The organism is Actinomadura decatromicini, assembly GCF_008121305.1.
Lineage (GTDB): Bacteria > Actinomycetota > Actinomycetes > Streptosporangiales > Streptosporangiaceae > Spirillospora > Spirillospora syzygii.
Genome location: NZ_VSRQ01000001.1, coordinates 1391069 through 1413753 on the forward strand (window position 1 = coordinate 1391069; position 22685 = coordinate 1413753).

The 22685-nt window shown below is 72.1% G+C and carries 23 protein-coding genes; 11 read left to right on the plus strand and 12 right to left on the minus strand.

What is annotated here, in order from left to right; genetic code table 11:
* Nucleotides 1-32: 32 nt before the first annotated feature.
* The 4 genes from FXF68_RS05705 (at nt 33) to FXF68_RS05720 (ending at nt 4627) form a co-directional block, all read left to right on the plus strand.
* A complete protein-coding gene (locus FXF68_RS05705) occupies nt 33-1481 on the plus strand; it encodes a carboxylesterase/lipase family protein (protein ID WP_148757799.1) in 1449 nt (482 codons plus the stop codon).
* Nucleotides 1478-2305: an enoyl-CoA hydratase gene (locus tag FXF68_RS05710; RefSeq protein ID WP_148757800.1), complete on the plus strand. Its 828-nt coding sequence runs from the start codon at nt 1478-1480 to the stop codon at nt 2303-2305. Before FXF68_RS05705 ends, FXF68_RS05710 begins: the two co-directional genes overlap by 4 nt.
* A complete protein-coding gene (locus FXF68_RS05715; protein WP_187437744.1) occupies nt 2298-3710 on the plus strand; it encodes an AMP-binding protein in 1413 nt (470 codons plus the stop codon). Before FXF68_RS05710 ends, FXF68_RS05715 begins: the two co-directional genes overlap by 8 nt.
* A 311-nt stretch (nt 3711-4021) precedes the next feature.
* Complete coding sequence (locus tag FXF68_RS05720) at nt 4022-4627, plus strand: three-helix bundle dimerization domain-containing protein (protein WP_148757801.1); 606 nt, start codon at nt 4022-4024, stop codon at nt 4625-4627.
* 78 nt (nt 4628-4705) lie between these two features.
* Here the strand turns inward: FXF68_RS05720 and FXF68_RS05725 are convergent, their stop codons facing one another.
* Nucleotides 4706-5182: a hypothetical protein gene (locus FXF68_RS05725; protein WP_148757802.1), complete on the minus strand. Its 477-nt coding sequence runs from the start codon at nt 5180-5182 to the stop codon at nt 4706-4708.
* Nucleotides 5183-5278: 96 nt separating this feature from the next.
* The gene (locus FXF68_RS05730) at nt 5279-6283 is read right to left on the minus strand and encodes a GlxA family transcriptional regulator (protein ID WP_148757803.1); all 1005 of its coding nucleotides are present in this window, start codon (nt 6281-6283) and stop codon (nt 5279-5281) included.
* Between the two features lie 71 nt (nt 6284-6354).
* On the opposite strand from FXF68_RS05730, the gene FXF68_RS05735 reads away from it, so the two are divergent.
* Both FXF68_RS05735 and FXF68_RS05740 read left to right on the plus strand, forming a co-directional pair.
* Nucleotides 6355-6675, plus strand: coding sequence for a cupin domain-containing protein (locus FXF68_RS05735; protein ID WP_148757804.1), 321 nt, complete (start codon nt 6355-6357; stop codon nt 6673-6675).
* Between the two features lie 282 nt (nt 6676-6957).
* Nucleotides 6958-8001, plus strand: a complete 1044-nt coding sequence (locus FXF68_RS05740; protein WP_148757805.1) for a hypothetical protein — start codon at nt 6958-6960, stop codon at nt 7999-8001.
* Nucleotides 8002-8071: 70 nt separating this feature from the next.
* Here the strand turns inward: FXF68_RS05740 and FXF68_RS05745 are convergent, their stop codons facing one another.
* Nucleotides 8072-9616 carry an alpha/beta hydrolase gene (locus tag FXF68_RS05745; RefSeq protein ID WP_222869809.1) on the minus strand — a complete coding sequence of 515 codons (1545 nt, stop codon included), beginning with the start codon at nt 9614-9616 and terminating at the stop codon, nt 8072-8074.
* Nucleotides 9617-9664: 48 nt separating this feature from the next.
* Nucleotides 9665-10822 (minus strand): serine hydrolase domain-containing protein, encoded by a 1158-nt coding sequence (locus FXF68_RS05750; protein WP_187437745.1) that lies wholly within the window; start codon nt 10820-10822, stop codon nt 9665-9667.
* Nucleotides 10823-11012: 190 nt separating this feature from the next.
* Between FXF68_RS05750 and FXF68_RS05755 the strand changes: the two genes are divergently transcribed.
* Nucleotides 11013-12383 carry an ATP-grasp domain-containing protein gene (locus FXF68_RS05755; protein ID WP_148757807.1) on the plus strand — a complete coding sequence of 457 codons (1371 nt, stop codon included), beginning with the start codon at nt 11013-11015 and terminating at the stop codon, nt 12381-12383.
* 101 nt (nt 12384-12484) lie between these two features.
* On the opposite strand, the gene FXF68_RS05760 is transcribed toward FXF68_RS05755, so the two are convergent.
* Genes FXF68_RS05760 through FXF68_RS05775 form a run of 4 tightly spaced genes read right to left on the minus strand, consistent with a single transcriptional unit; the run spans nt 12485 to nt 15940 of the window.
* Nucleotides 12485-13120 carry a hypothetical protein gene (locus tag FXF68_RS05760; RefSeq protein WP_148757808.1) on the minus strand — a complete coding sequence of 212 codons (636 nt, stop codon included), beginning with the start codon at nt 13118-13120 and terminating at the stop codon, nt 12485-12487.
* Nucleotides 13108-14244, minus strand: a complete 1137-nt coding sequence (locus FXF68_RS05765; protein ID WP_148757809.1) for a hypothetical protein — start codon at nt 14242-14244, stop codon at nt 13108-13110. The genes FXF68_RS05760 and FXF68_RS05765 overlap by 13 nt, the downstream gene beginning before the upstream one ends.
* A complete protein-coding gene (locus FXF68_RS05770) occupies nt 14226-14972 on the minus strand; it encodes a PIG-L family deacetylase (protein ID WP_148757810.1) in 747 nt (248 codons plus the stop codon). Before FXF68_RS05770 ends, FXF68_RS05765 begins: the two co-directional genes overlap by 19 nt.
* A gap of 2 nt (nt 14973-14974) precedes the next feature.
* On the minus strand, nt 14975-15940 hold the full coding sequence (locus FXF68_RS05775) for a tetratricopeptide repeat-containing protein (protein WP_187437746.1): 966 nt from the start codon (nt 15938-15940) through the stop codon (nt 14975-14977).
* 201 nt (nt 15941-16141) lie between these two features.
* Between FXF68_RS05775 and FXF68_RS05780 the strand changes: the two genes are divergently transcribed.
* Nucleotides 16142-16855, plus strand: coding sequence for a phosphatase PAP2 family protein (locus tag FXF68_RS05780; RefSeq protein WP_148757812.1), 714 nt, complete (start codon nt 16142-16144; stop codon nt 16853-16855).
* Nucleotides 16856-16865: 10 nt separating this feature from the next.
* Here FXF68_RS05780 and FXF68_RS05785 read toward each other — a convergent pair whose 3' ends face one another.
* Both FXF68_RS05785 and FXF68_RS05790 read right to left on the minus strand, forming a co-directional pair.
* Nucleotides 16866-17603 (minus strand): GntR family transcriptional regulator, encoded by a 738-nt coding sequence (locus tag FXF68_RS05785; protein WP_148757813.1) that lies wholly within the window; start codon nt 17601-17603, stop codon nt 16866-16868.
* Between the two features lie 47 nt (nt 17604-17650).
* A complete protein-coding gene (locus FXF68_RS05790; RefSeq protein WP_148757814.1) occupies nt 17651-18385 on the minus strand; it encodes an SDR family NAD(P)-dependent oxidoreductase in 735 nt (244 codons plus the stop codon).
* 65 nt (nt 18386-18450) lie between these two features.
* On the opposite strand from FXF68_RS05790, the gene FXF68_RS05795 reads away from it, so the two are divergent.
* Nucleotides 18451-19059: a TetR/AcrR family transcriptional regulator gene (locus tag FXF68_RS05795; protein ID WP_148757815.1), complete on the plus strand. Its 609-nt coding sequence runs from the start codon at nt 18451-18453 to the stop codon at nt 19057-19059.
* A 2-nt stretch (nt 19060-19061) separates the two neighbouring features.
* Here FXF68_RS05795 and FXF68_RS05800 read toward each other — a convergent pair whose 3' ends face one another.
* Nucleotides 19062-20516, minus strand: coding sequence for an MFS transporter (locus FXF68_RS05800; RefSeq protein ID WP_148757816.1), 1455 nt, complete (start codon nt 20514-20516; stop codon nt 19062-19064).
* A gap of 97 nt (nt 20517-20613) precedes the next feature.
* On the opposite strand from FXF68_RS05800, the gene FXF68_RS05805 reads away from it, so the two are divergent.
* Complete coding sequence (locus tag FXF68_RS05805) at nt 20614-21108, plus strand: winged helix-turn-helix transcriptional regulator (RefSeq protein ID WP_148757817.1); 495 nt, start codon at nt 20614-20616, stop codon at nt 21106-21108.
* A 46-nt stretch (nt 21109-21154) separates the two neighbouring features.
* Here FXF68_RS05805 and FXF68_RS05810 read toward each other — a convergent pair whose 3' ends face one another.
* The gene (locus FXF68_RS05810; RefSeq protein ID WP_246178333.1) at nt 21155-22018 is read right to left on the minus strand and encodes an alpha/beta fold hydrolase; all 864 of its coding nucleotides are present in this window, start codon (nt 22016-22018) and stop codon (nt 21155-21157) included.
* Between the two features lie 95 nt (nt 22019-22113).
* On the opposite strand from FXF68_RS05810, the gene FXF68_RS43660 reads away from it, so the two are divergent.
* Nucleotides 22114-22647, plus strand: a complete 534-nt coding sequence (locus tag FXF68_RS43660; protein ID WP_148757819.1) for a CGNR zinc finger domain-containing protein — start codon at nt 22114-22116, stop codon at nt 22645-22647.
* The last annotated feature ends 38 nt before the right edge of the window (nt 22648-22685 follow it).

Here is a 22685-nt window from a genome sequence, read left to right on the forward strand (position 1 = left end):
ATAAGTACTAGATGTTTCATGGAGGTGACATCATGGCTTATCTGCTGCAAACCAGGCAGGGTGCGCTGCGCGGGCGCGACGATCACGGGATCACCGCCTACCTGGGCGTTCCCTACGCCAAGCCGCCGTCCGGCGAGCGCCGGTTCGGCCCGCCCGAGCCCGCCGAGCCGTGGGACGGCGTCCGGGACGCGACCGGCTTCGGGCCGACCGCGCCCAAGGACGACTACATCCCGATGTACGTCCCGCTGTTCCCCGAAGTGGACATCGAAGGCGACGACTACCTCAACCTCAACATCTGGACGCCGGGCGGGGGCGGCCTCCCGGTCCTCGTGTGGATCCACGGCGGCGCGTTCACCAACGGGTCGAACTCCCTCCCCGAATACGACGGAAGCGCGTTCGCCCGCGACGGCGTCGTGTTCGTCGGCGTCAACTACCGGCTCGGCGCCGAGGGCTTCGCCTACCTGGACGGAGCCCCGGCCAACCGCGGCCTGCTCGACCAGATCGCCGCCCTCCAGTGGGTGCAGGACAACATCGCCGCGTTCGGCGGCGACCCCGGACGGGTGACCGTCGCGGGCGAGTCGGCGGGCGCGTGGTGCGTGCAGACGCTCCTGTCCATGCCGCGCGCCAAGGGGCTCTTCCAGCGGGCCATCGCGCAGAGCGGCGGCGCCCAGCACGTCCTGACGCCGGAGACGGGACGGCTCGTCGCCACCGACCTCGCGCTGCGTCTGAACGCCGAGCCGACCCGCGCGTCGCTCGCCCGGCTGTCCCCGGCGACGATCGCGCGGGCGGTCCGCGCGGTCGTCGAGGAGGTGCAGACCGCCCCCGACCCCGACAAGTGGGGCGACCTCGCCCTCTCCGCGCAGCCGTTCGCGCCGACCGTCGACGGCGACGTCCTGCCCGGCCCGCCGCTGGACGGGTCCGACCCGGACGTCGCGCTGCTGGCGGGCACCACCGCCGACGAGGCCCGGCTGATCCTCGTCGCGTCCGGGACGATCGACGCGATCGACGAGGACACGCTGCACGCGTCCGCCGCCGCCTACGGCCTGGACGCCGACCGCGCGCTCGCCGTCTACCGGGCGAACCGGCCGGACGCGCGGCCCGGCGACCTGCTGTCGGCCATCGTCTCCGACTGGTACTTCCGCGTCCCGGTCGTCCGGTCCGCCGAGGCCAGGGGGACCAACACCTGGATCTACCGGTTCGACTGGGCGGCCCCGGCGCTCGGCTCCGGGCACGGCGTCGACATCCCGTTCGCCTTCGACACGCTGGACGCGCCCGGCCTCGAAGCGCGGATCGGCCCGGAGCCGCCGCAGTCCGTCGCGGACGCCTTCCACGCCGTCTGGGTCTCCTTCGTGACGACCGGCGACCCGGGCTGGGCGCCCTACGAGCCGTCCGCCCGCACGGTCGGCGTGATCACCGACACCGTCACCGCGGTCGACGACCCGGCCGGGTCCGAGCGCGTCCTGTGGGAGGGGCGCCGATGAGTTCCGTCCGGTACGAGACGCCGCTGCCGAAGGTGGCCCGGATCGTCCTGGACCGGCCCGAGCGCCGCAACGCGCAGGACACCGGCCTGCTGTACGAGCTGAACGACGCCTTCGACCGCGCCGCGCACGACGACGCGATCGCCGTCATCGTGCTCGCGGCGGAGGGGCCGCACTTCTCGTCCGGCCACGACCTGCGCGAGGAGGACCCGTTCGGGGCGCTGGACGGCCACCGGACGGTCGGCACCGCGTCCGGCTTCACGCGACCCGGCGCGGAGGGGCTCATGGCCCGCGAGGAGGAGGTGTTCCTCGGATTCTCCGAACGGTGGCGCGACATCCCCAAGCCGACGATCGCCGAGGTCCAGGGGAAGGTCATCGCGGGCGGGCTGATGCTGGTGTGGCCGTGCGACCTCATCGTCGCCTCCGAGGACGCGGAGTTCGTCGACAACGTCGTCGCGATGGGGGTGAACGCCGTCGAGTTCTTCAACCACCCGTACGAGTTCGGCGTCCGGAAGGCGAAGGAGCTGCTGTTCACGTCGGGCGCGCTCACCGCCCGCGAGGCCGAGCGGATCGGCATGGTCAACCGGGTCGTGCCGCGCGACCGGCTCACCGAGACGGCCCTTGAGCTGGCCGCGCGCATCGCCGAGCAGCCGCCGTTCGCGCTGAAGCTCGCCAAGCGGTCGGTCAACGCGGCGCAGGACGCGCAGGGCAGGCCGGACGCGATCCGGCACGCCTTCGCGCTGCACCAGCTCGCGCACAGCCACAACGCGCAGGTCCACGGCTTCATCGTCGAACCCGACTTCATGAAGCGGTTCACCCGTGGGTGAGGGCGGCGTGGTCCCGCTCGGACGGATCCTCACCGACCTCGCGCTGGCCGACCCGGACCGGCCGATCGTGACCTGCGGGGACGAGACCGCGACGCGCGCCGGGCTGGAGGCGAGGGCCAACCGGCTGGCGCGCACCTACCGGAGGCACGGCGTCGGGACGGGCGACTTCGTCACGGTCGGGCTGCCCAACGGGATCGGCTTCTACGCGGTGGTGTTCGCGCTGTGGAAGCTCGGCGCCGTCCCGCACCTGATCTCCCCGCGGCTGCCGGACGCGGAACGGGCGGCGATCATCGACCTGGCGGAACCCGTCCTCGTCGTCACCGAGGAGGCCCCGGACCCCGACCTGAGCGACGCCTACGTCGAGCCGCGCGTCGGGCCGTCGTGGAAGGCGCCGACGTCGGGCGGGAGCACCGGGCGTCCCAAGCTGATCGTCTCCGGCCAGCGCGGCGAGCTCGACCCGGCGGCGGCCGCGTCCATGCTCGGGCAGCGGGACGGCGGCGTCCAGCTCGTCCCGGGACCGCTGTACCACAACGCCCCGTTCAACTTCTCCATGTACGGGCTGTTCGCGGGCCAGCATCTGGTCGTGCTGGAGAAGTTCCATCCGGTCGCCGTGCTGGACACCATCCAGAAACACCGCGTCGACTGGGTGAGCTTCGTCCCGACGATGATGCTGCGGGTACTGCGCGAGCTGGAGAAGGGCGGCTCGTGGGACCTCGGCTCCCTCGAACAGGTCTGGCACGGCGCCGCGCCCTGCCCCGCCTGGCTGAAGGAGACGTGGTTCGACCTGGTGGGCGCGGCGAACGTCCACGAGATGTACGGCACCACCGAGGGCCAGATGATGACCCACATCGACGGCGTCGAATGGCTCGCGCACCGGGGCTCGGTCGGGCGCCCGCTCTGGGGCGAGGTGAAGATCCTCGGCCCCGACCTCGCCGAACTCCCCGCGGGCGAGCTGGGCGAGGTCTACACCCGGCCCGGCCCGGACACGCCGCCCTACCGCTACGTGGGCGCGGAGCCGCGCCGGGCGGGCGAGTGGGAGTCCGTGGGCGACCTCGGCCGGCTGGACGCCGACGGCTACCTCTACCTCAGCGACCGCCGCACCGACCTCATCATCACCGGCGGGGCCAATGTCTATCCGGCGGAGGTCGAGGCGGCGATCAGCGAGCATCCGTCCGTGCTCGACTGCGCCGTCGTCGGCCTCCTGGACGAGGACCTCGGCCGCCGCGTCCACGCCGTGGTGCAGGCCGCCGTCCCGCTCACCGCCGACGACCTGCGCGCCTTCCTCGCGGAACGGCTCGTCCGGTACAAGATCCCCCGGACGTTCCGCTTCACCGACCGCCCGCCCCGCGACGACGCCGGAAAACTCCGCCGCGCCGCCCTGACCGAACTCGAGGCGTCCTACTGAACGCCCCGGCGCGGCGGCGACCGGTCGACCACTCAGGGGATAGACCATAACTGGAATTAAGGGCGGGGCATCGAAGTGAAATAAGTGCGCTCTTGCTCCGTTTGGGAATCGGGCGGCGTTCAGCGTGGCCGGTGTCGCGCTCTTAGGTGATGGGTTTGGCCGGGCGCCGACGAGAAAACGGCGGTTCGGCAACCATTCTGGTAACGATTGCGCGGCGCGGGTACTGATCATGCTGGTCAAGGCTGGATCCTGCGGGTATGGGCGGGACCGGTGGTCTGGGGATCTGTCCGACCGACTGCGTGGTGGAGCAGTTGAGCGGTTGGCCGGCGCTGAGACTGTGCAGAGCCGATTGCGGTTTCGGCAGGGCGTTCGCCTGCGGGGGCGATCAGATCCTGCACCTGCACGGCCGTGATCTGGCCGAGTTGTATCTGACCTGGCCGCTCATCTGGCGGATGCGGCGGCCCCTGATGGACTGCGCGTCGGTGCGGATCCGGCCCGGCAGCGGCTGGGTGCGGATCTGGCTGGGCGGCGACGACGACATCGCGTTGCTCATCTCCCTGGTGAGCGTCGCCATCAAGGCCGATCTGGCGACGATCGACACCGTCCAGCCGCGGGTGGGCGCGTGCTCGCTGGGGTATTCGCACCTCGCCGAGCAGTTCATACCCCAGCCGCCGCCCGGTCGAGGGGGCCTGCCGATGACCCCGTCCGGGAACCCGATAGAGCGCGAAGAACACGTGATGCGCGAGGTGACCGACCGCCTGCTGCGCACTTTCGCGGGTCGGCGCCGTCCCGAACAGGTGACGCAGGCGGTCGACGCGATCTACCGCCGCTTCGACAACCGGCCCATCCGGGATTTCGTCCCCGTGCTGGTCGAGCGGCTCGCCCGCGAGCAACTCGTCCCCGACCCGCCCGGCTGACGGCGAGACGGAATGGCGGACGTTTCCGCGCGGCCGCCGAATGTGTGTCCGGCGGCCGCGCGTTCTCGGGGACGGTTCTCAGGCGCGGAAGGTGACATGGGCGGACAGGCGCTCTCCGCTGAGCCACATCGTCCCGACGCTTCCCGTGGTGGTCACCGACCACGACTGGTTGCCCGAAGGGTTGTTCACCCACGCCTTCGTTTCGCAGGACGTGACGTCCCGGCAGAGGTGCTGGGAAATGGCGGGCTTTCCGGGGTTCGTGCCGGACACGACGTCGATCATCGCGACCCTCTTGTTGCATTCGATCTTGCCGTAGTGCCAGACGCGGCCGCCGCTCGTCCCGGCGCTGGCATAGGTGCGGCAGCGCAGGCTTCCGTTGGCGAAGTGGCTGCTCCAAGGGCCGTAGTCGCTCTTCTTGAGCGCCGTCGCGGCGGCGACCTGACCCGCTGACCGGGGCGACGGCCCGGCGTCGGTGGCGACGGAGGCGAGCACCGCGGCCCCGCCGAGCGTGATTCCCAGCGCGCCGACGGCGACCAGAACAGGCGTCTTCTTCATGGGGGTGGCCCTTTCCACGGGGTCATTTCGGAGCGGGCCGGAATTCCGGTCCCGCCGTTGACTCCGGAGAAGGTAGCGAGCCGGGCCATTCCGACCTCAGGGCCCTAGGGCCTCAGGTCGCTTCTCGCGGGGCCCCACCCTTTCGGCCGCATTAGCGGGACGGGCGTGGAATGCGCGGCGGTAGGCGCCGGGGGTCGTGCCGAGGGCGCGGACAAAGCGCCTGCGGAGGTTGGTGGACGAGGAAAGCCCGACCCGCTGCGCGACGGCGTCCAGCGGAAGGTCGGAGGACTCCAGCAGTTCTCGGGCGGCGGAAAGGCGTTGGGCGAGCAGCCATTGTCCTGGGCCGACGCCGAGCTGGTCGGTGAATCGGCGGGCGAGGGTGCGCGCGGAGACGCCCGCGTGCGCGGCCATGTCCTGGACGCTGATGGGTTCGGCCAGCCGTCCGGTGACCCATTCCAGCAACGGCGCGAGCGAACCGTCGATCTGGACGGGACGGGCGGGCGCCGCGTACTGCAATTGCCCGCCTTCGCGGTGTGGCGGCATGACCATGCTCCGCGCCACGTGCGCGGCGTAGCCGGCGCCCTGGTCGGCGCGCACCAGGTGCAGGCAGAGGTCGATGCCCGCACCGGCGCCGGCGCTCGTCGCGACGTCCCCGTGGTTGACGTAAAGGACGTCGGGATCGACCTGGATGGACGGGAACCGTTCGGCCAGTTGCCGCGCCCGCGCCCAGTGCGTGGTGGCCCGCCGTCCTTCCAATAGGCCCGCGTGCGCCAGCGCGAACGCGCCGGTGCAGATGCTGACGACCCGCGCGCCGCGCTCGTGCGCGTTCCGCAGGGCCCGGACGACCGCGCGCGACGGCGCCTCATCGACGGGCGTCCAGCCGGGGACGACCACCGTGTCCGCGCGGCCGAGCGCCTCCAACCCGTCCTCGACCAGCATGGAGTACCCGGCGCGGGTGCTGACCGGGCCGGGACGCTCCGCGCACACGCCGAAGCCGTAGCGGACGGGCAGCCCCGGCCACCGCGCGCCGAACACCTGGGCCGCGCAGCCCAGCTCGAAGGTCAACTGCTGCGGCCGGACGAGCGCCACCACCCGATGCATGGCAGGAAAGTACCCTAAGACGTCATTCCTGACACTGGGGACGAGGGCGGGCGCTCGGGCAGCCTGGCCTCATGGCGACAGTCGATTACGTGTGGGCCGCCGTCCAGGACGCCCCGGTTCGTGAACTCTTCCCGGGCATCCGCCTGCGCACGCTGTGGGAGGGGGACAACGGCGCCTCCGCCCACGTGCTGGAAATGGACCCGGGGACCCGCTGGCAGGGCATAGACGTCCACGAGCCCGGCCCGGAGGAGGTCTTCGTGACGTCGGGGGTCTTCAACGACGGCGTCCGCGATTACCCGGCGGGGTCGTTCATCCATGCCCCGGCCGGGTCCAGTCACGTCCCGCAGACCACGACGGGCTGCACGTTGTTCCTCTTCTACCCCGAAGGCTGAGAACGCCGACCCGTTCCCTGATATCGGAAATACCACCCGCATTCTCGCCATCGCGACGAATTGCCGGGGCATCGCTTCTGACCGGCGGAAACGAATGCCGATGGACGCGAAAAAGGCCGCCCCTCGAACCCCGAACGAGAAGGCTGGCATGATGTTGGCACTGCATTAAACGTTTTCCTTGGCGACCTTCTGCCCGCCCTCGTTACCATGCTGCGGTAAATCGAAACGGGGTCATCGACGCGCCGGTTCAGGGTCTCCGCGCGCGTCCGAGAAGGGGGAAGTATGACGTTTCGCATTTTCGTGATCGCCATCGCGGCGGCGGGAACGATCTTGCTCGGCAACGGCGCCCACGCCGCGACCCCTCCGGGCGCGCCGCGGCCGTCGCAGCATGTCGGGAATGGCGCCAAAGCGCCCGTCACGGTGGTGCACGTCTACGGCAACAACAACACCATCGTCACCGACCGGTCGGTGGCGGCGGTCGGGATGGGCAACCGCCCCAACGCGAACACTGGCGACGTCTCCTCAAGCGGGACCCTGGGCATCGACGACAAGAACTCGACGTTCCAGTCCGGCACCTCGACGACCGGCCCGCCCGCGACTCCGACCGACCCGGCCCCGGTCGTGACCTCGCCGCAGCCTCCCGCCCAGACCGGGCAGACGTCTCTGGACCCGGCGGGCTCCCGCGTCGCGAAGCCGGGGCCCGTCCGGAAAACGCGCACGCGAGCCGCGACACCGCAGTTCCCGGTTCCCGTTTCAGGGAAGGGGCAAAGCACCGCCATCTCGGGATACGAAGACCATTCGGTGAACGTCTCCGGCGAGGACCAGATCGCCGTCTACGACGATTCCAACCTGTTCGTGAACCGGAACGGGCGGCTCAACGCGAACACCGGGGACACCGATTCGAGCGGCCTCAACGCCGTCGACGTATCGGGCTCGACCGTCAAGTCGGGCGACCACAACGAGGACGGCGAGGACGGCGACGAGAACAACGACGACAACGCCAGGCGAGCGGACCCCCGGCCGACGTTCACGCCGGTCGCCCAGCCCGCGGCGCCGGTCCCCCCGAAAGGCCAGACCTCCAGCACGGTGACCGACGAGGGGGCGTCCAACGCCACCGGTAAGAACTCCCTCACGATCGGGGCGGACGGCTACGACAACCTCGGCACGACCGTCCGTGGAAAGCGCAACATCGCGACCTACGACGACTCCAATGTGGTGACCGGCGGCACCGGCGACGTGAACGCCCAGATAGGCGACAGCGATACGAGCGGCGCCGTCGTCATGGACGTCCACGACTCGAATCTCCAATCAGGGAATTCGACCTGATCCTCCAGCAGCGGATCCGGGAGCCCCGGATCGGGAGCGGTCCCGATCCGGGGCTCCCGCCGTCATGCGGTCACTTCTCCGGCGGGCAGTTCTGGTCCTCGGCCGGGAGGCGGCCGGTCAGCAGGTAGCCGTTCACCCGGTCCCGGACGCACGTGTTCGGGTATCCGCGCTGGTAGGGCGCGTGGACGGAGGCGTCCAGCGTGATCATCCGCGAGCCGCGCAGCAGCCGGTGGACGGTCTCGTTCCGCTCGTAGGTGGTGCGGGTGTCGCCGGTCGCGGCCACCATCAGCGCGGGCAGGTCCGCGTCGATCCTCGTCGGCGCCTCGGCGGGGCGCGCCGCCCAGAACGCGCAGGGCTGGATGTTGCGGGCCAGCGGCCCGAACACCGGGGACGAGCGGCGGTGCCGCTGGACGTCCCGCCAGTAGAACGCCGGGTCGCGGGGCGCGGCCCGGTCCCCGCAGATGATCGCGGACTGGCCGCTCCCCTCGGCGGAACCGGCGCCGGTCAGCAGGTAGGACAGCTCGTCGGCCAGCTCGGGCGTGGGCTCGGCCGGACGTCCCGCCGCGGCCTCCCGCAGCACCCGGACCGACCCGGTGAGGACCGCGCGGGCGCCGTCCTCGTCCGTGCCGAGATTGTCGATCAGCACGATCGGCAACATCGAGGCGTCCACCCGGTACGGGCCGACCGCGAGCGGGCGGCGGCCCGACTCGGCGGCGATGCCGTGCACCACCGCGAGCACCTTGTCACGGGTGTCGCCCAGGCCGTAGGTCCTGTTGCGTTCGGCGGCCCATCCGGCCCACGCGGCGAGGGCGCGCTCGTTGGCGCCCTCGGTTCCCGCGATCAGGCGCGGGCCCCAGGAGTAGGGGTCCTGCGAGCTGTCCAGGACGACGCGGTCGAGCTTGCCGGGGAACATCGTCGCGTACACCGAACCGAGGTAGGTCCCATAGGACGCCCCGTTGTAGGACATCTTGCTCTCGCCGAGCGCTCCCCGGATGACGTCCATGTCGCGGGCGATGTTGCGGGTGCTGATGTGCGGGATGACGTCGCCGTTCGTCCGGGCGCAGCGGTCCGCCAGGTCCTTCGCGAAGGCCACGCCCTGCTCGAACGAGCGGCGGGTCGGCCCGGCGCCCTTGATCCAGGTGGCGCTGGGCCAGCCGCAGTCGACCCGGGCGCTGCGGCCGAGCGACCTCGGGTCCATGCCGACGAGGTCGTAGCGCGGACCGGCCGCGCCCATCAGGTTCCGCATGTAGGGGGGCAGGTCGATGGCCGCGCCGGGCCCGCCGCCGTTGAGCAGCATCATGCCGAGCCGCGGCCCCGGGCCGGACGCCTTCAGCCGGGAGATCGCCACCTTGATCGTCCGGCCGTCCGGCTTCGTGTAGTCGAGCGGGACGGTCACGTCCGCGCACCGGGCCCCGGCCGCGTCCAACTCCTTGCCGGTCTCGTCGTCCGCGCCGAGCGTGCACGCCTTCCAGTCGAGCCGCTGCTGGTAGAACCGGCTCAGGCCGCCGGACGTCGAGGCGGCCGAGGGCCTCGCCCCCGGCAGCGCGGACACCGCCAGCGCGGCGGCCGCGGCGGCGCCCACCGTGAGCACGGCCACCGATCGGATCGCGGTCACCATTGTCGCCTCCGTACTTGTCGCACCACATCACTTGTCGCACAGGCGTCACTTGTCGCACAGGGCGGTCTGGACGAGGTTCAGCTCGTCGTCGAACGCCTCCTTGGTCGCGGGGTTCTCGTTGAACGCGATCGCGACCCGGCGGCCGGACGGGGCGACGCCCGCGATCGAGGTGAAGCCGTCGATGTCGCCGGCGTGGCCCCACCACGTCCCGCCGCAGCGCAGCGGCGTGCCGATCAGGCCGAGGCCGTAGGCGGCGCCGTCCCAGACGCGGTCGGGGTCGAGGGCGACCGCGTCCTTCATCTCCGCGAGCAGCGCGGGCGGCACGAGCTGGCCGCCGAGGAGCGCTCCGAAGAACGCGGACACGTCCCGCTGGGTGGAGATCAGCGCGCCGCCCGTCCACGCCGCCGTGGTGTTCATCTCCGTGTAGTCGACGAGCTTGCCGTCCTGCCGCCGGACGTAGCCGTGCAGGTGGCGGCCCCTGATCCGGAGTTCGTCGCCCGGCCAGTAGGTGTCGCGCAGCCGCAGCGGGCCGATGATCCGGCGCTGGATCTCGTCCTCCGCGCGGTGCCCGGTCACCTTCTCGATGAGGAGTCCCGCGATGACGTAGTTGGTGGTGGAGTAATGCCATTCGGTTTCGGGAGCGGGCAGCGACAGCGCGCGGTCGACCAGTTCCCTCGGCTCGAAATGCCGGTACCGGAACTCGTCGGCGGACGCGAAGCTGTCCATGTGGTCGGGCAGGCCGCTGGTGTGGTTCAGCAGGCTCCGCACGGTGATCTTCCGGCCGTCGTGGCCGTTCCGGTCGAGCAGGCCGGGCAGGTAGCGCGCGACGGGCGCGTCCAGCGAGATCCGCTTCTCGGCCGCGAGCTGGAGCACCGCGGTCGCGGTGAACGTCTTGGTGATGCTGGCGACCCTGGTCCGCGAGGCGGCGTCCATGGGACGCCCGGTCCGCCGGTCGGCGGTTCCGGTCGCCGCCGTCCACGTCCCGCAGCGCGGGTCGTCGACCCGCACCGCCGCGCCGGGCATCCCGTGCACGCCCGTCATGCGGTTCAGCACCTGCCGGGCGGCGGCATGATCGCAACCGCGCGGGCTCGCGGCCCGCGCCGGTGCCGGAGCCACGGCCGGGACGCCGATCACGGCGCCCGCCGCGAGCACCGCGACCGTCCCCCGGACGGCGCGTCCCCGCCTGGATTCACTTGTGGTCATGTACGACGACGCTAGGTTCGCGTCCCGGCCCGGCACATTGCGGCGATCTCCCGGATCCGCATTGAGGCTCCCCGGACCGCGAACAGGGGGGCCAGCCTCATCGACACCGGCGGCGTCCCCGTTTCGGCCGCCCGCCGCCGCGACCGGCCGCTACCCTCGTGATCATCGGACGGGATGGAAGCGGTGCGGAATGCCGACGGGGGCCCTGGATGTGACGGAGGCGTTCAACCGCCTGCTCGCCGAGAACCCGGACGAGGCGGCGGAATTCCTCAGCCCGTCGCCCGTCTCCCCCGGCCGGGCCATGGGAGAGTTCGTCGAACTGGGATACCGCCTGGACGAATGGCGCCACACCGTTACCCCGCAGATCCTCTCCCGGAGTGCGATCGAATTCCTGGAGCGGGGCGTCCGGGCGGTCATGGCGGGCGTCGACCATTTGCTGCGGGCGACTTTCGAGGACGATCCCGGAAAGGCGGCCGAGGCTCTCCGGATCGAGCGCTGGAAGACGGGTCTTCTCCATGTCGCGCGGCGTCAGGATTGGGCGCGGATCGCCCGTCCCGACGTCATCTGGCACGGGGACATCCCGCGCCTGCTCGAACTGAACGCGGGCACCTGGCTCGGCGGGCTCGGCGAAAGCGACCTGCTCGCCCGCGCGCTGGTGGGGTGGCCGAGGGCGGAGCATTTCCTGAAAGAGGCCGGGGTCTGTTCCGTCGACACGGTCAGTTCGCTCGCCGCGCACATCAGTGCGACCGAACGGCTCCGGGCAGGCGATCTCGTGGTGATCGCCTACTGGGCGGACGGGCGCGACAACATGCCCCCGGTGTTCCGCCGCGCGCTGGAATCGCAGGTCAGGCGGGGCGGGCTCAACGCCGTGGTCGCGCCCGTCGAGGAACTCGACCTCACCGGCCGCCACGTCACGCTCGAAGGAAAGCGCGTCGCGGCCCTGTACCGGTTCTTCGAGGAAGTCGAGGACGACCACCCGGAAAGGGCCGGGCGGTGGCGGCGGCTGCTCGACCACATCGCCGCCGGACGAGTCGTCCTCGTCGGCGATTTCGTCGGTGACGTGTTCGCCAACAAGACATTGCTGGCCATGCTCTCCGAAGCCGCCGACAGCGGCACCGTTCCGAACGCGGCCGACGTTCGCAACGTCCTGCCCTGGACCCGCCTTCTGGCGGACGGACGAACCACCCGCGACGGCGCCCCGATCGACCTCCTCGACCATTGTTCGCGGCACCGGGACGGCCTCGTCCTGAAACCGGTCGACGGGTACGGCGGCGCGGACGTCGCCTTCGGCGCGACGATGGCGGAATCGGAATGGGCGCGGAGCATCGAGCGCGCGCTCGACGACGACCGCCTCTGGGTGGTGCAGCGTTTCATCCCATCGGAGACGGAACGCCTCGCCTTCTTCCAGGACGGGCAGATGCGAACGGCGCCCGCGCGTTCCGTCACCGGCGCCTTCTTCGTCGACCGCCGTTTCGCGGGCGGGATACGCCGCTGGGCGACCAGCGAACTGAACGTCAATCCCGTGTGCGGTTCCGGAGAGGGAAGCGTCTTCGTCCGATGACGTCCGCGACACAGGGCTGACCCTGACGGCGCCCAGGTGCGCCACGTCCTGTGCACCCCGCCGGACGTCCACTTGACCGAGGTCGCAATGTTCTCAGCACGTCAATACCCAAGCTGACCCTCGCGCACGAGAAGGTCGGCGGCTGCGCAGATGCGGACTCGTTGGTAGGTCTCGTTCAGTTCCCGCAGCGAGTGCGCCGTGCAGTGGGGCGTTAGGAAGTGCTGTGCGAGTCGTGTTCGATGTGCTTGCCATTCCTGACGGGGGTCCGGGCGTAGGCGGGTGGAGATGGGGAGCACCGCGTCGCCGGACGGCCGGAGCGGGAGGACGTCGGCCCAGCGTTCGGCGGCGTCCAGGGCGTGGAGGGCGGCCGGCTCGGGGCCGGGCGGGCGTGTGGTCCAGGCGGCTGCGCGGGTTCGGACGTCCAGCGCCACATTGCCGTGCGCGGCCTCGGCTATCAGGAGGAAGGCGCGGGCGGGTAGTGCCTCGCAGGCGAGCATCGTCAGCGCCGGGTCGCCGCCGGGCGGGCGCGGCTCGGTCGCGGGCAGGACGGTAACGGCGGGCGGGCCGCCCCAGACCGGGAGGCCGTGCAGGTACTCCTCGGCATCGTCCGTGCCCGCGCCGCACGCCGGGCAGCGCATCACCCTCGCGACCAGCGGCGTCATCTCGCGCGAGCGGAGGAAGAAGACCGCCGCCTCGCGCCGCGCCATCCGCTCGACGACCGCCGTCACACCGGACACGCGGCCCCGCTGTGGTCGGACGATCCGCGAGCGCACCCCGCCGCGCAGATCGCCGCGTACGCCGCGCGGACGTCCGCCGCCGGACGGGCACAGAGCCCCGAGTCGATCCACGATTCCAGCGCCGCCGTCCGCAGCGCGGCCCGGACGGGCCCGTCCGGCGCCGCCCGGACCCCGGAACGCGCCAGGTCGGCGCCGAGCAGGTAACCGGCGGCCCAGACCTCGGTCGCGTCCGCGATCGTGACGCCGTCCGCGCCGGGCCCGCCGGAAAGGAAATCGGCGAAACCGTCGAGTATCGCGTCCGGATCGAAGCCCGCGACACCGCACCAGTCGAGCCAATACCAGCCGTACGGATGGGACACGTATTCGCCCGCGCCCGGACGCACGAACCTGATCAGGCAGCGGGACCCGCGCAATTCCACGGTGAATTCACGCGGCCCGCCGGTGAACCCGGTCTCATCCGGCGAGTCGGCCCAATGCCCTGGCGGCAGGCGCAGACCAGGGGCGAGGACGGTCCCGTGCCGGGAACCGTCCAGGTCGTTGCCCGCCAGGCTCGGATGGTCGGTGTGGTCGACGAGATGCGGGATCGTGGCGGCCATGCGCAGGCCGCGCTGGTTGCGGAAGTCGATGATCGCCTCGTCGTCGTCGCCCCAGAACGCGTCATCGGGCAGCGGGGCCAGGTGCTCGGCCAACGCCCGCGCCTCCTGGACGGGCAACACCAACCCCAACGTCGGCGTCCATTCATAAGGGGAAAGCGGAGCCCAGGATCGTCCCGCGAGAGCGGCCTTGCGCGTCAAATAGGAGTTGTGCGGGCTGTTCCAATTGACGCACAACGCCAGCCCGTAGCCGGGACGCTGCGCGATGGCCTCGGTCAGTTCCCTGGCGAAGCCGGGGACGGGCACGACGTCGTCCTGCAGAACGAGGTGATGGGTGGCGTCGGCGGCGATCGCCGCCCAGGCGCGCTTGGCCGTCCGCAACGCGCTGGGCGGGCCGCCGGGGCAGGGGTCCTCGACGACCCTCGGCGCCAGCGGCGCGCACGACCTCAGCAGTCCGGGCAGCAGCGCGGACCGGCGCGGATGATGCATGATCACCGCGCTGAGCCGCACGGTCATCGCGCCAGCCGCCACGCGGCCTCGTGACCGAGGAGCGCCGTCCACCGGTGCGGGTCGGCGGGGCCGAGCCCGAGCGCCGGGAGCTGGCTGCGGTACGCCCCGACGGCGCGGGCCTTCCGCTCCCGCTCGTCCGCCGCGAGCCGGACAGCCCGCCCGACCAGCGCGTCCGGGTCGACGCCGTTGCTCACCAGCTCGTCGACGACCCACCGGTCGGGGTCGAGGTATTCGGCGGGCTCCGCGCCGGTGACCCAGGTCGGCCAGCCGTGCGAGATCGTGTAGGGGAGGTCGGCGTAGAGGTGGACCGGGGTGGCGCGGTCAGCGGCGGCGTCCAGCGCGGCGAGGACGGCCCTCCGCAGCGCGACGTGGTCGGGGTGGCCGCCGATCCCGGCCGGGATCCAGATCTCGGCGGCGCCCGCGATCTCCGCCCGGAGGCGGTCGGCCAGCCGTCCGAGGTCGAGCTCGCCGGTGCGGAACTCGTCCTCCGGCTCGTCGAGCCGCCGCCGGGCGCAGCCCAGCATGGACATGGCCGCGTCGTCCTCGGCCAGCCGCTCCCGGTGCCGCTCCGCGGCCGATCGCGCGCGGGTCAGCCGCCCCCATTCGGTGTGCTCGACGCTCGCGGGCGGCGCGCCCGCGAACACCGTCACGACCTCCGCGTGCGGGCGCGTGAGCTGCACGGACGCCGACAGGACGGCGTCGTCGAGGTGGGGCGAGAACACCCGCACCGCCCCTTCGGCGGCGGCCACCGCTAGGCGCCTTCCGGCGACGGCGGGCCGCCGAGCAACGACTCGGTGGCGCGCGTGTGCGGATGCTCCGGCCCGAGCACGCGGCGGCGGCGCCGCAGGACGTCGGCGAGGAGCGCGTGCGCGGCGGTGGCGTCGCCGGTCACGGCGGTCCAGCGGGCCAGTTCGTGGCCGGTCGTGAGCGTGCGCGGATGGTCAGGGCCCTGGACGTCCCGGCGGATCGGCAGCAGCTCTTCGAGGAGGGCGCGGCCGGTCGCCGGGTCCCCGGCCTCGGCCGTCCAGCGGGCCAGTTCGTGCCGGGTGGTGAGCACGCTCGCGTTGCGCGGCCCCCACGCCGCCTCGCGGCGGGGCAGGAGCTCGCGGAACAGCGCGGCCGCCTCGCCGGGGCGGCCGACGAGGCCCGTCCGGCGGGCGATCTCGTGCCGGGTGGTGAGCGTGCCGGGATGCTCGGCGCCGTGCAGCCGGACGCGGACGGCGAGCAGCGCGCACAGGGCTTCGAGGGCGGTCTCGTGGTCGCCCGCCTCGCCCGTCCAGTAGGCGAGCCGGTGCCGCGTCGTGAGGGTGTCGGGGTGCTCCGCGCCGAGGACCCGCTCCCGGACGGGCAGGAGGTCGCGGCACAGGTCGGCCGCGCCGGCGAAGTCACCGCATTCGCCGGTCCAGAAGGAGAGATTCTGGCGGCAATGGAGCGTGTTCGGATGTTCCGGGCCCGCGACCCTTTCCCACTCGGGCAGATATTCCCGGAAAGCGCGCAGCGCGTATTGCGGGTCGCCCGCCTCCCCGATCCAGTGCGCGTGGAAGTCGCGGGTGGTCAGCGTCTCGATATGGGCGCGGCCGTAGTGGTCGGCAAAGCGCGGGAGCAGCGTTCCGAGGAGGGCGATCGCGCGGGACGTCTCGCCCCCGTCGCCGAGCCGGTCGGCGTGCTCTCTCCGCTGCCGCAGTTCCCGATCACCTAATGATTCGGCGGTTGTCAAGAAGCACCTTCTCGGGGGGCCGTACAACTGCCGATGATCTTACACAACAATGGACCGGGACAGCGGCGCGTCGCCGCGGCCGGACGACCGCGCGCTGTACCGTCGTCCTGCCGGGCGAAGGGGCCGCCGCGCCGACCTCGTCCCGGACGTGGAGCCCAGGCACAGGTGGCGACCGGGGGTTGGCTCGTGCGTGCGTCCGAAATGCGACGACCTGTCGCGCCGCCCGCCGAGCCGGGCGCGGGCCGGTGGCGGCGGGCCGCCGCGCCCCTGGCGCTGGCCGTCGCGCTGGCGGTGTGGACCCTCCTCGTCCTGGTGGGAGGCCCGGTCATCCACCTGGACGTGACGATCAGGGACGCCGTCGTCCACGCCACGGCGGACGGAGGATGGCCCGCCCCGACGCGCGCGGCCCGGCAGTACGCCAAGGTCGGCGACCCGCTCGCGGCCGGGACGGTCCTGGCCCTGGTCGCCCTCGCCCTGGCGTTCCTCCGGCGCGACGTCCGGCCGATGCCGTACGCCGTGGCGGCCGTGTCGCTGCTGGTCGTCACGGTGATGATTCCGAAACTGCTCTACCACCGGACGGGCCCCAATCCCGCCGATCCGGGAAACGGCGGGACCGGCTTCTACCCGTCCGGCCACACCACCACATTCCTCACCCTTTACGGGACCGCGCTGATCCTCGCCGCCTGGCCGCTCACCCGCTGGAAACTGTGCGCGATCGGAGCCGTCATCGCCGTGTCGGCGGGCTCGTACGGAACGGCATTGGTGTGGTGCGACTACCACTGGACGAGCGACGTGATCGGCGGCTGGCTGCTCGGCCCCCTCGTCCTGTGGACGGTATTCGCCACGAAAACCACCGCCCGCCTGATCGACCGAGTCGCCGAATTCACCGAACGCGCGAAACCGCCGAAACGCTGACTCCGCCCGCCTATCCGGCGGAGCGGCGCGGGGACTTCAACCCGAGGTGGATGCGGTACCGGTCGGCCCGGTAGGTGGAGAAGGCGACCTCGGCGCAGACGCCGCGGCTGTACGTCCGCTGCCGCAGGAAGAACACGGCGGCGCCCGGCGCGACGCCGAGCGGCGTGGCGTCGTCGCGCCCCGCCGGGCCCGCCTCGATCGTCTGGTCGCCCTCGTCCATGACGATCCCGAACTCGGTCTCCAGCACCTTGAACAGGGAGCCGCCGGGCGCGCGGCGCGCGAACAGGTCCGGCGCGAGGGACGCCGGGACATGAGAACGTTCCACCGCCATCGGCTCGCCGTCGGCGAGCCGCAGCCGCTCCAGCACGTGCACAGCCAGCCCGGGCGCCGCGCCGAAGTATCCGGCGAGGCGCGCGTCGGCCTCGATCGTCCGGGCGCGGAGGTCGACGCACCCGGGCGCCATGCCGAGGGCGCGCATGTCCTCGGTGAACGACACCAGCTCCTTCGGCATCCACACCTTCGGACGCGCCACGAACATGCCCTTCCCCTGGACGCGGCGGAGGCGGTCCTCGGCGACGAGCTGGTCGACGGCCTGCCGGACGGTCGCCCGCGACAGCCCGAACCTGCGGCAGAGGTCGCGCTCGGACGGGACGGGCGCCCCCACCGGCAGCCGGTCGTTCTCGATCATGTCCAGCAGGATGGCGCGGAGCTGGAGGTACTTCGGCATGGGCCCGGAGGGATCGATCACCCTTCATGCATATCCGATCATCGCCCGATCCGGCGGCGGCGAGGCGATCACCAGGGCACGTGCCCGCGGTCGTTGAAGAAGCCGCCGGTCTGAATCGCGTCCGCGGACGCGGCCAGGTCCACGATGATCCGGGCGCCCTCCTCGACGGTCCGGGTGCCGCGGTGGCCGGTGAGGTCGGTGGCGGTGTAGCCGGGCGTCGCCGAGTTGATCGCGATGTGCGCGAGGTCCGGGTCGCGGGCGAAGGCGCGCGCGTACTGCACGGTCAGCATGTTCAGCGCGGCCTTCGACGCCGCGTACGCCATCCGCCGGTCGGCGTCGCCGCCGAAGTCGGCGCCGCCGCTCGTCAGCCCCAGGGACGCCGTCGTGCTGGACACGTTGACGATCCGCGGCGCGGCCGACGCGCGCAGCAGCGGCAGCATCGCGTGGACGAGCGTGACGACGCCGAACACGTTGACCTCGAAGGTCTCGCGCAGCTCGGCCGCCGTGGTGTCGGCGGGGAGCCGGTCGACGACGGTTCCGGCGTTGTTGACCAGCACGTCGAGGCGTCCGTGGTCGCGGCGCAGCCGGTCCGCCACGGCCTCGACGTCGGCGGCGTCGGTGACGTCGAGCCGCACCGGGACGGCCGTCCCGGCGCCGCGGAGGTCCGCGGCCGCCGCGGCGCCGCGCTCCGGGTCGCGGCTGCCCATGAACACGGTCATCCCGCGGCCGAGGAGCTGCCGGGACGTCTCCTTGCCGAGCCCCTTGTTCGCGCCGGTCACGAGCGCCACCTGCCGGTCGGCCATGCCTCGTCCCCTCTTCCGTTCATGTTACGACCTGCATCACAATATACAAGCTGTATCATGACTGGATGGCGAGGGAAACGGGCCTGCGGGCCGCGAACGTCCAGCGGACGAGGCGCGGGATCCTCGACGCGGCCCGGCGGCATCTCGTCGAGTCCGGCTACCACCGGCTCAGCCTGGAGGACGTCGCCGCCGACGCGGGCGTCACCCGCGTCACCATCTACCGGCACTTCGACTCCAAGCTCGGCCTCCTCGACGCCGTCGGCGAGGACCTCGCCCAGCGGTCGGGGCTGGTCGCAGGCATGCGCGAGGCCGCCGAAATCGGCGACCCCGCCGCCGCCTTCACCGCGATGGTCGGCGAGCTGTGCCGATTCTGGGGCGCCGACCCCGAGCTGCTCCGGCGGCTGATCAGCCTCTCCGCCGTCGATCCCGAAGCGCATCAGGTCGTCGCCGGACGGGAGGACTGGCGCCACGCGCAGATCGGCGGGTTCGTGCGGCGGCTGGCGGACGCCGGACGGCTCCGGGAACCGTTCGGCGTCCGCCAGGCCACCGTCGTCGTCGGGACGGTCACCGGCTTCCCGGCCTGCGACGAGATCGCGACCCGGCTCCGCACCGACCTGACCGGGCTGGGCCGGATGCTGCTGCCCCTGCTCGGCAGCGTCGTCCGGCTCGACTGACCTCAGGCGACGGGCGCCGAGGGGATGGACGGGGCCGTCCCGGCCGGAGCCGCCACGGTCGGCGGCGCGTCGCGCGGGGCGCGGAGGCCGGTGGCGACGACGACCGCGCCGAGCGCCGCCGCCACGACCGGGACGATCAGCGCGGTGCGCAGGCCGTCCATCCCCGACCCGGCGGCGACGCTGACGGCGGTGACGGTGGACAGGCCGAGCGCCATGCCGAACTGGACGGACGTGTAGAGCAGGCCGCCCGCGAGCCCGTGCTCGTCCGGCGCGACGCCGTCCGTGGCCGCCATGGTGAGCGGCCCGTAGGCGAGGGCGAAGGAGACACCGAGCAGGACAAGCGACGGGAGCATGGCGGCGTAGGTCCAGTCCGTCCCGACGGGGAGGAACAGCGCGTACGCGACGGCCGCGAGCACGACCCCGCCGAACAGCACCCGGACGTTGCCGAACCGGTCCACCAGGCGCGGCGTCAGGACGGGCGCGAGCACGGTGTCGATGCCGATCACCAGCATGGCGAGGCCGGTCTCCAGCGTGCTCCAGCCCCGCAACTCCTGGAAGTACAGGGTCGCCAGGAACTGGAATCCCGAGAACGCGGCCAGGAAGAGCAGCGCGGCGACGTTCACACGGACCAGCGGCGCCGACCGCAGGACCCCGAGCCGCACCAGCGGCGACGACGACCGCCGCTCGACCACCACGAACAGCCCCAGCAACACGAGACCGGCGGCGAACACGACGACGGTCAGCCCGCTCCCCTCCCCGGGATGCTCCAGCCTGACGACGCCGTACGCCAGCGACAGCATCGCCCCGGTGATGCTGAACGCCCCCGCCAGGTCGAACCCGCCCCGCGGACGCTCGCCCCCGGTGTCGCGGACGACGGCCAGCGCCGCCGCCAGGATCAGCGCCGACAGCACGACCGGCGCGAAGAACACCCAGCGCCATCCGGCGGTGGCGAGCACGCCGCCCGCGACGACGCCGAGCGAGTAGCCGCCCGCCGCCGTCCCGGCGTAGAAGCCGAGCGCCTTCGTGCGCACCGGCCCCGCCGGGAAGTTGGACGTGACCAGCGCCAGCCCGGCGGGCGCCATGAACGCGGCGGCGACGCCGGTGACGAACTGGGCGACGAGCAGCATCCAGCCCTCGGTGGCGAGCCCGCCGAGGCCGGACGACATCAGGAAGACGCCCAGCGACGCGACGAAGACCCGGCGGTGCCCGAGCAGGTCGGCGGCGCGCCCGCCGAGCAGCATGAACCCGCCGTAGCCGAGGACGTAGGCGCTGACGACGCCGGAGAGCATGCCGGTCGACAGGCCCAGGTCGGCGCGGATCGACGGCAGCGCCACGTTCAGCATCGCCACGTCGATCCCCTCCAGGAAGATCGCGCCGCACAGCACCAGGAGCACGGCCCGCGCGCGTCCCGTCAGGCGGACGGGCCCGTCCGCGGACCCGGTCACGGAATTGGACATGGCGCCCTTTCGCGGAGGGAGCCGTCCGGGGTGGTTCCCCGAGTGTCGGTCGGTTCCCTCTTGTAACCGACAGCATCGTCGGACACCATTGGTAAGCATGGAAGACGGAACTTCGGAGTCCCTCGGTAACCCCTGTGATACCGGCCTTGACGACGACGTCGTCCAGTGGGACCAGCGCGCCGACTGCGAGGTCCGCCAGATCCTCGACCGCGTCGCCGACAAGTGGTCGCTCCTCGTGATCGCGCTGCTCGACAAGCGGAGCCTGCGGTTCACCGAGCTGCGCCGCGCGATCGACGGCGTCAGCCAGCGGATGCTGACCCGCACGCTGCGGCACCTCGAACGCGACGGGCTGGTGAGCCGGACGGTGCACCCGACCGTCCCGCCCCGCGTCGACTACGCCCTCACGCCGATGGGCGCGACCCTGCACAGCACCATCCGCGCCCTGGTCGGGTGGACGGAGGAGCACCAGGGCGCCATCGCCGCCGCCCGCACCGCCTACGACCGGCGCGCCGCCGCCGAGCGGGAGGCCGCCGAACGCGAGGCGGCCGAACGCGACGCCGTGGCCCGCGCCGCCCTCCCGGCCCGAACCTGACGGCGCGCCACCGGCGGCGACCGAACGGGTCACGGCCGGTGGCGGGTCAGGCGAGCGCGCGGGGCAGGAAGCCGCGGATGAGGGCGGCGATCTCGCGGCCGTGGGTCTCGAGGGCGAAGTGCCCGGCGTCGAGGAGGTGGAGTTCGGCGTCCGGCAGGTCGCGGGTGTAGGCGCGGGCGCCCTCGACGCCGAAGATCTCGTCGTTGCGCCCCCAGGCGATCAGCATGGGCGGACGGTGCGCCCGGAAGTACTCCTGGAAGGACGGGTAGGCGGCGATGTTGGTCTGGTACAGCCAGAACAGCTGAACCTGGATCTCCTTGTTGCCCGGACGGTCCAGGTAGCTCATGTCGAGCGTCCAGGAGTCGGGCGACACGCGGTCCAGGCGGTCGGCGGGGACGCCGTGCGTGTACTGCCAGTGGATCGCCTCCAGGCCCAGCGCCGCGGCGACGGCCGGCTCGTGGGTCTCGCGGTCCTTGTAGTACTCGAAGAGGAGGTCCCAGAAGGGCGTGAAGCCGTCCTCGTAGGCGTTGCCGTTCTGCGTGACGATCGCGGTGATCCGCTCCGGGTTCCGGCTGGCGATGCGCAGGCCGATCGGGGCGCCGTAGTCCTGGACGTAGATGGCGAAGCGGTCGAGGCTCAGCGCGTCGAGCAGCCCGAGGGTGACCTCGGCGAGGCTGTCGAAGCTGTAGTCGAACTCGTCCGGGGAGGGCATCGCCGACTGGCCGAAGCCGATGTAGTCGGGCGCGACGAGGTAGAAGTCGTCGGCCAGGTCGCGCAGCAGGTCGCGGAACATCGCCGAGCTCGTGGGAAACCCGTGCAACAGCACCAGGACGGGCTTGGCCGGGTCCCCGGCCTCCCGGTAGAACACGTCGAGCCCGTTGACCCGCACCGTGTGATGACGGACGACCATCATTGCCCCTAACCGTTGAAATAAATAACGACAGTCAGAGTTAGCCAGGCTCGCGCCTAACTTGTCAAGCTTGTCTTGCCGGTTAGCATGGAAGGATGGCGCATCGACCACTGACCGGCGAACCCCTCCCGCTGGACCTCGTCAACACGCGATGGCCCAGCGGCGACGCGATGCTGGACGAGTTCGACGAGCCCGGCGCGCTCGCCGCCTGGCTGCGCGAGCACAACCTGCCTGCCGGCGGCGCCGACGGCGACCCGGAGCGCTACCTCGCGCCCCTCCGGGCGGCGCGGGCGGCGATCCGCCGCTCCCTGGACGACGGCGTCGACGACGACGTCAACGCCGTCTTGGCGCACGGCACGCTGCGCCTCTCGCTGGAGGACGGCGCACCGGCCGAGCACCCCGTCCTGGACGACGAGGCATGGCGTCCGGCATGGCTCGCGGTCCGCGCCCACCTCGACCTGCTCGCCGCCGCTCCCCCGGACCGGCTGCGCCGCTGCGCCGGGGACGGCTGCATCCTGTGGTTCCTCGACACGTCCCGCAACGGCCGCCGCCGCTGGTGCTCGATGACCGCCTGCGGCAACCGCGCCAAGGCCAGGGCCCACTACGCCCGCGCCACCACCCGCGGCTAGCCCCCGGATTTAGTTGAACCAACGTACAAGTAGTACGT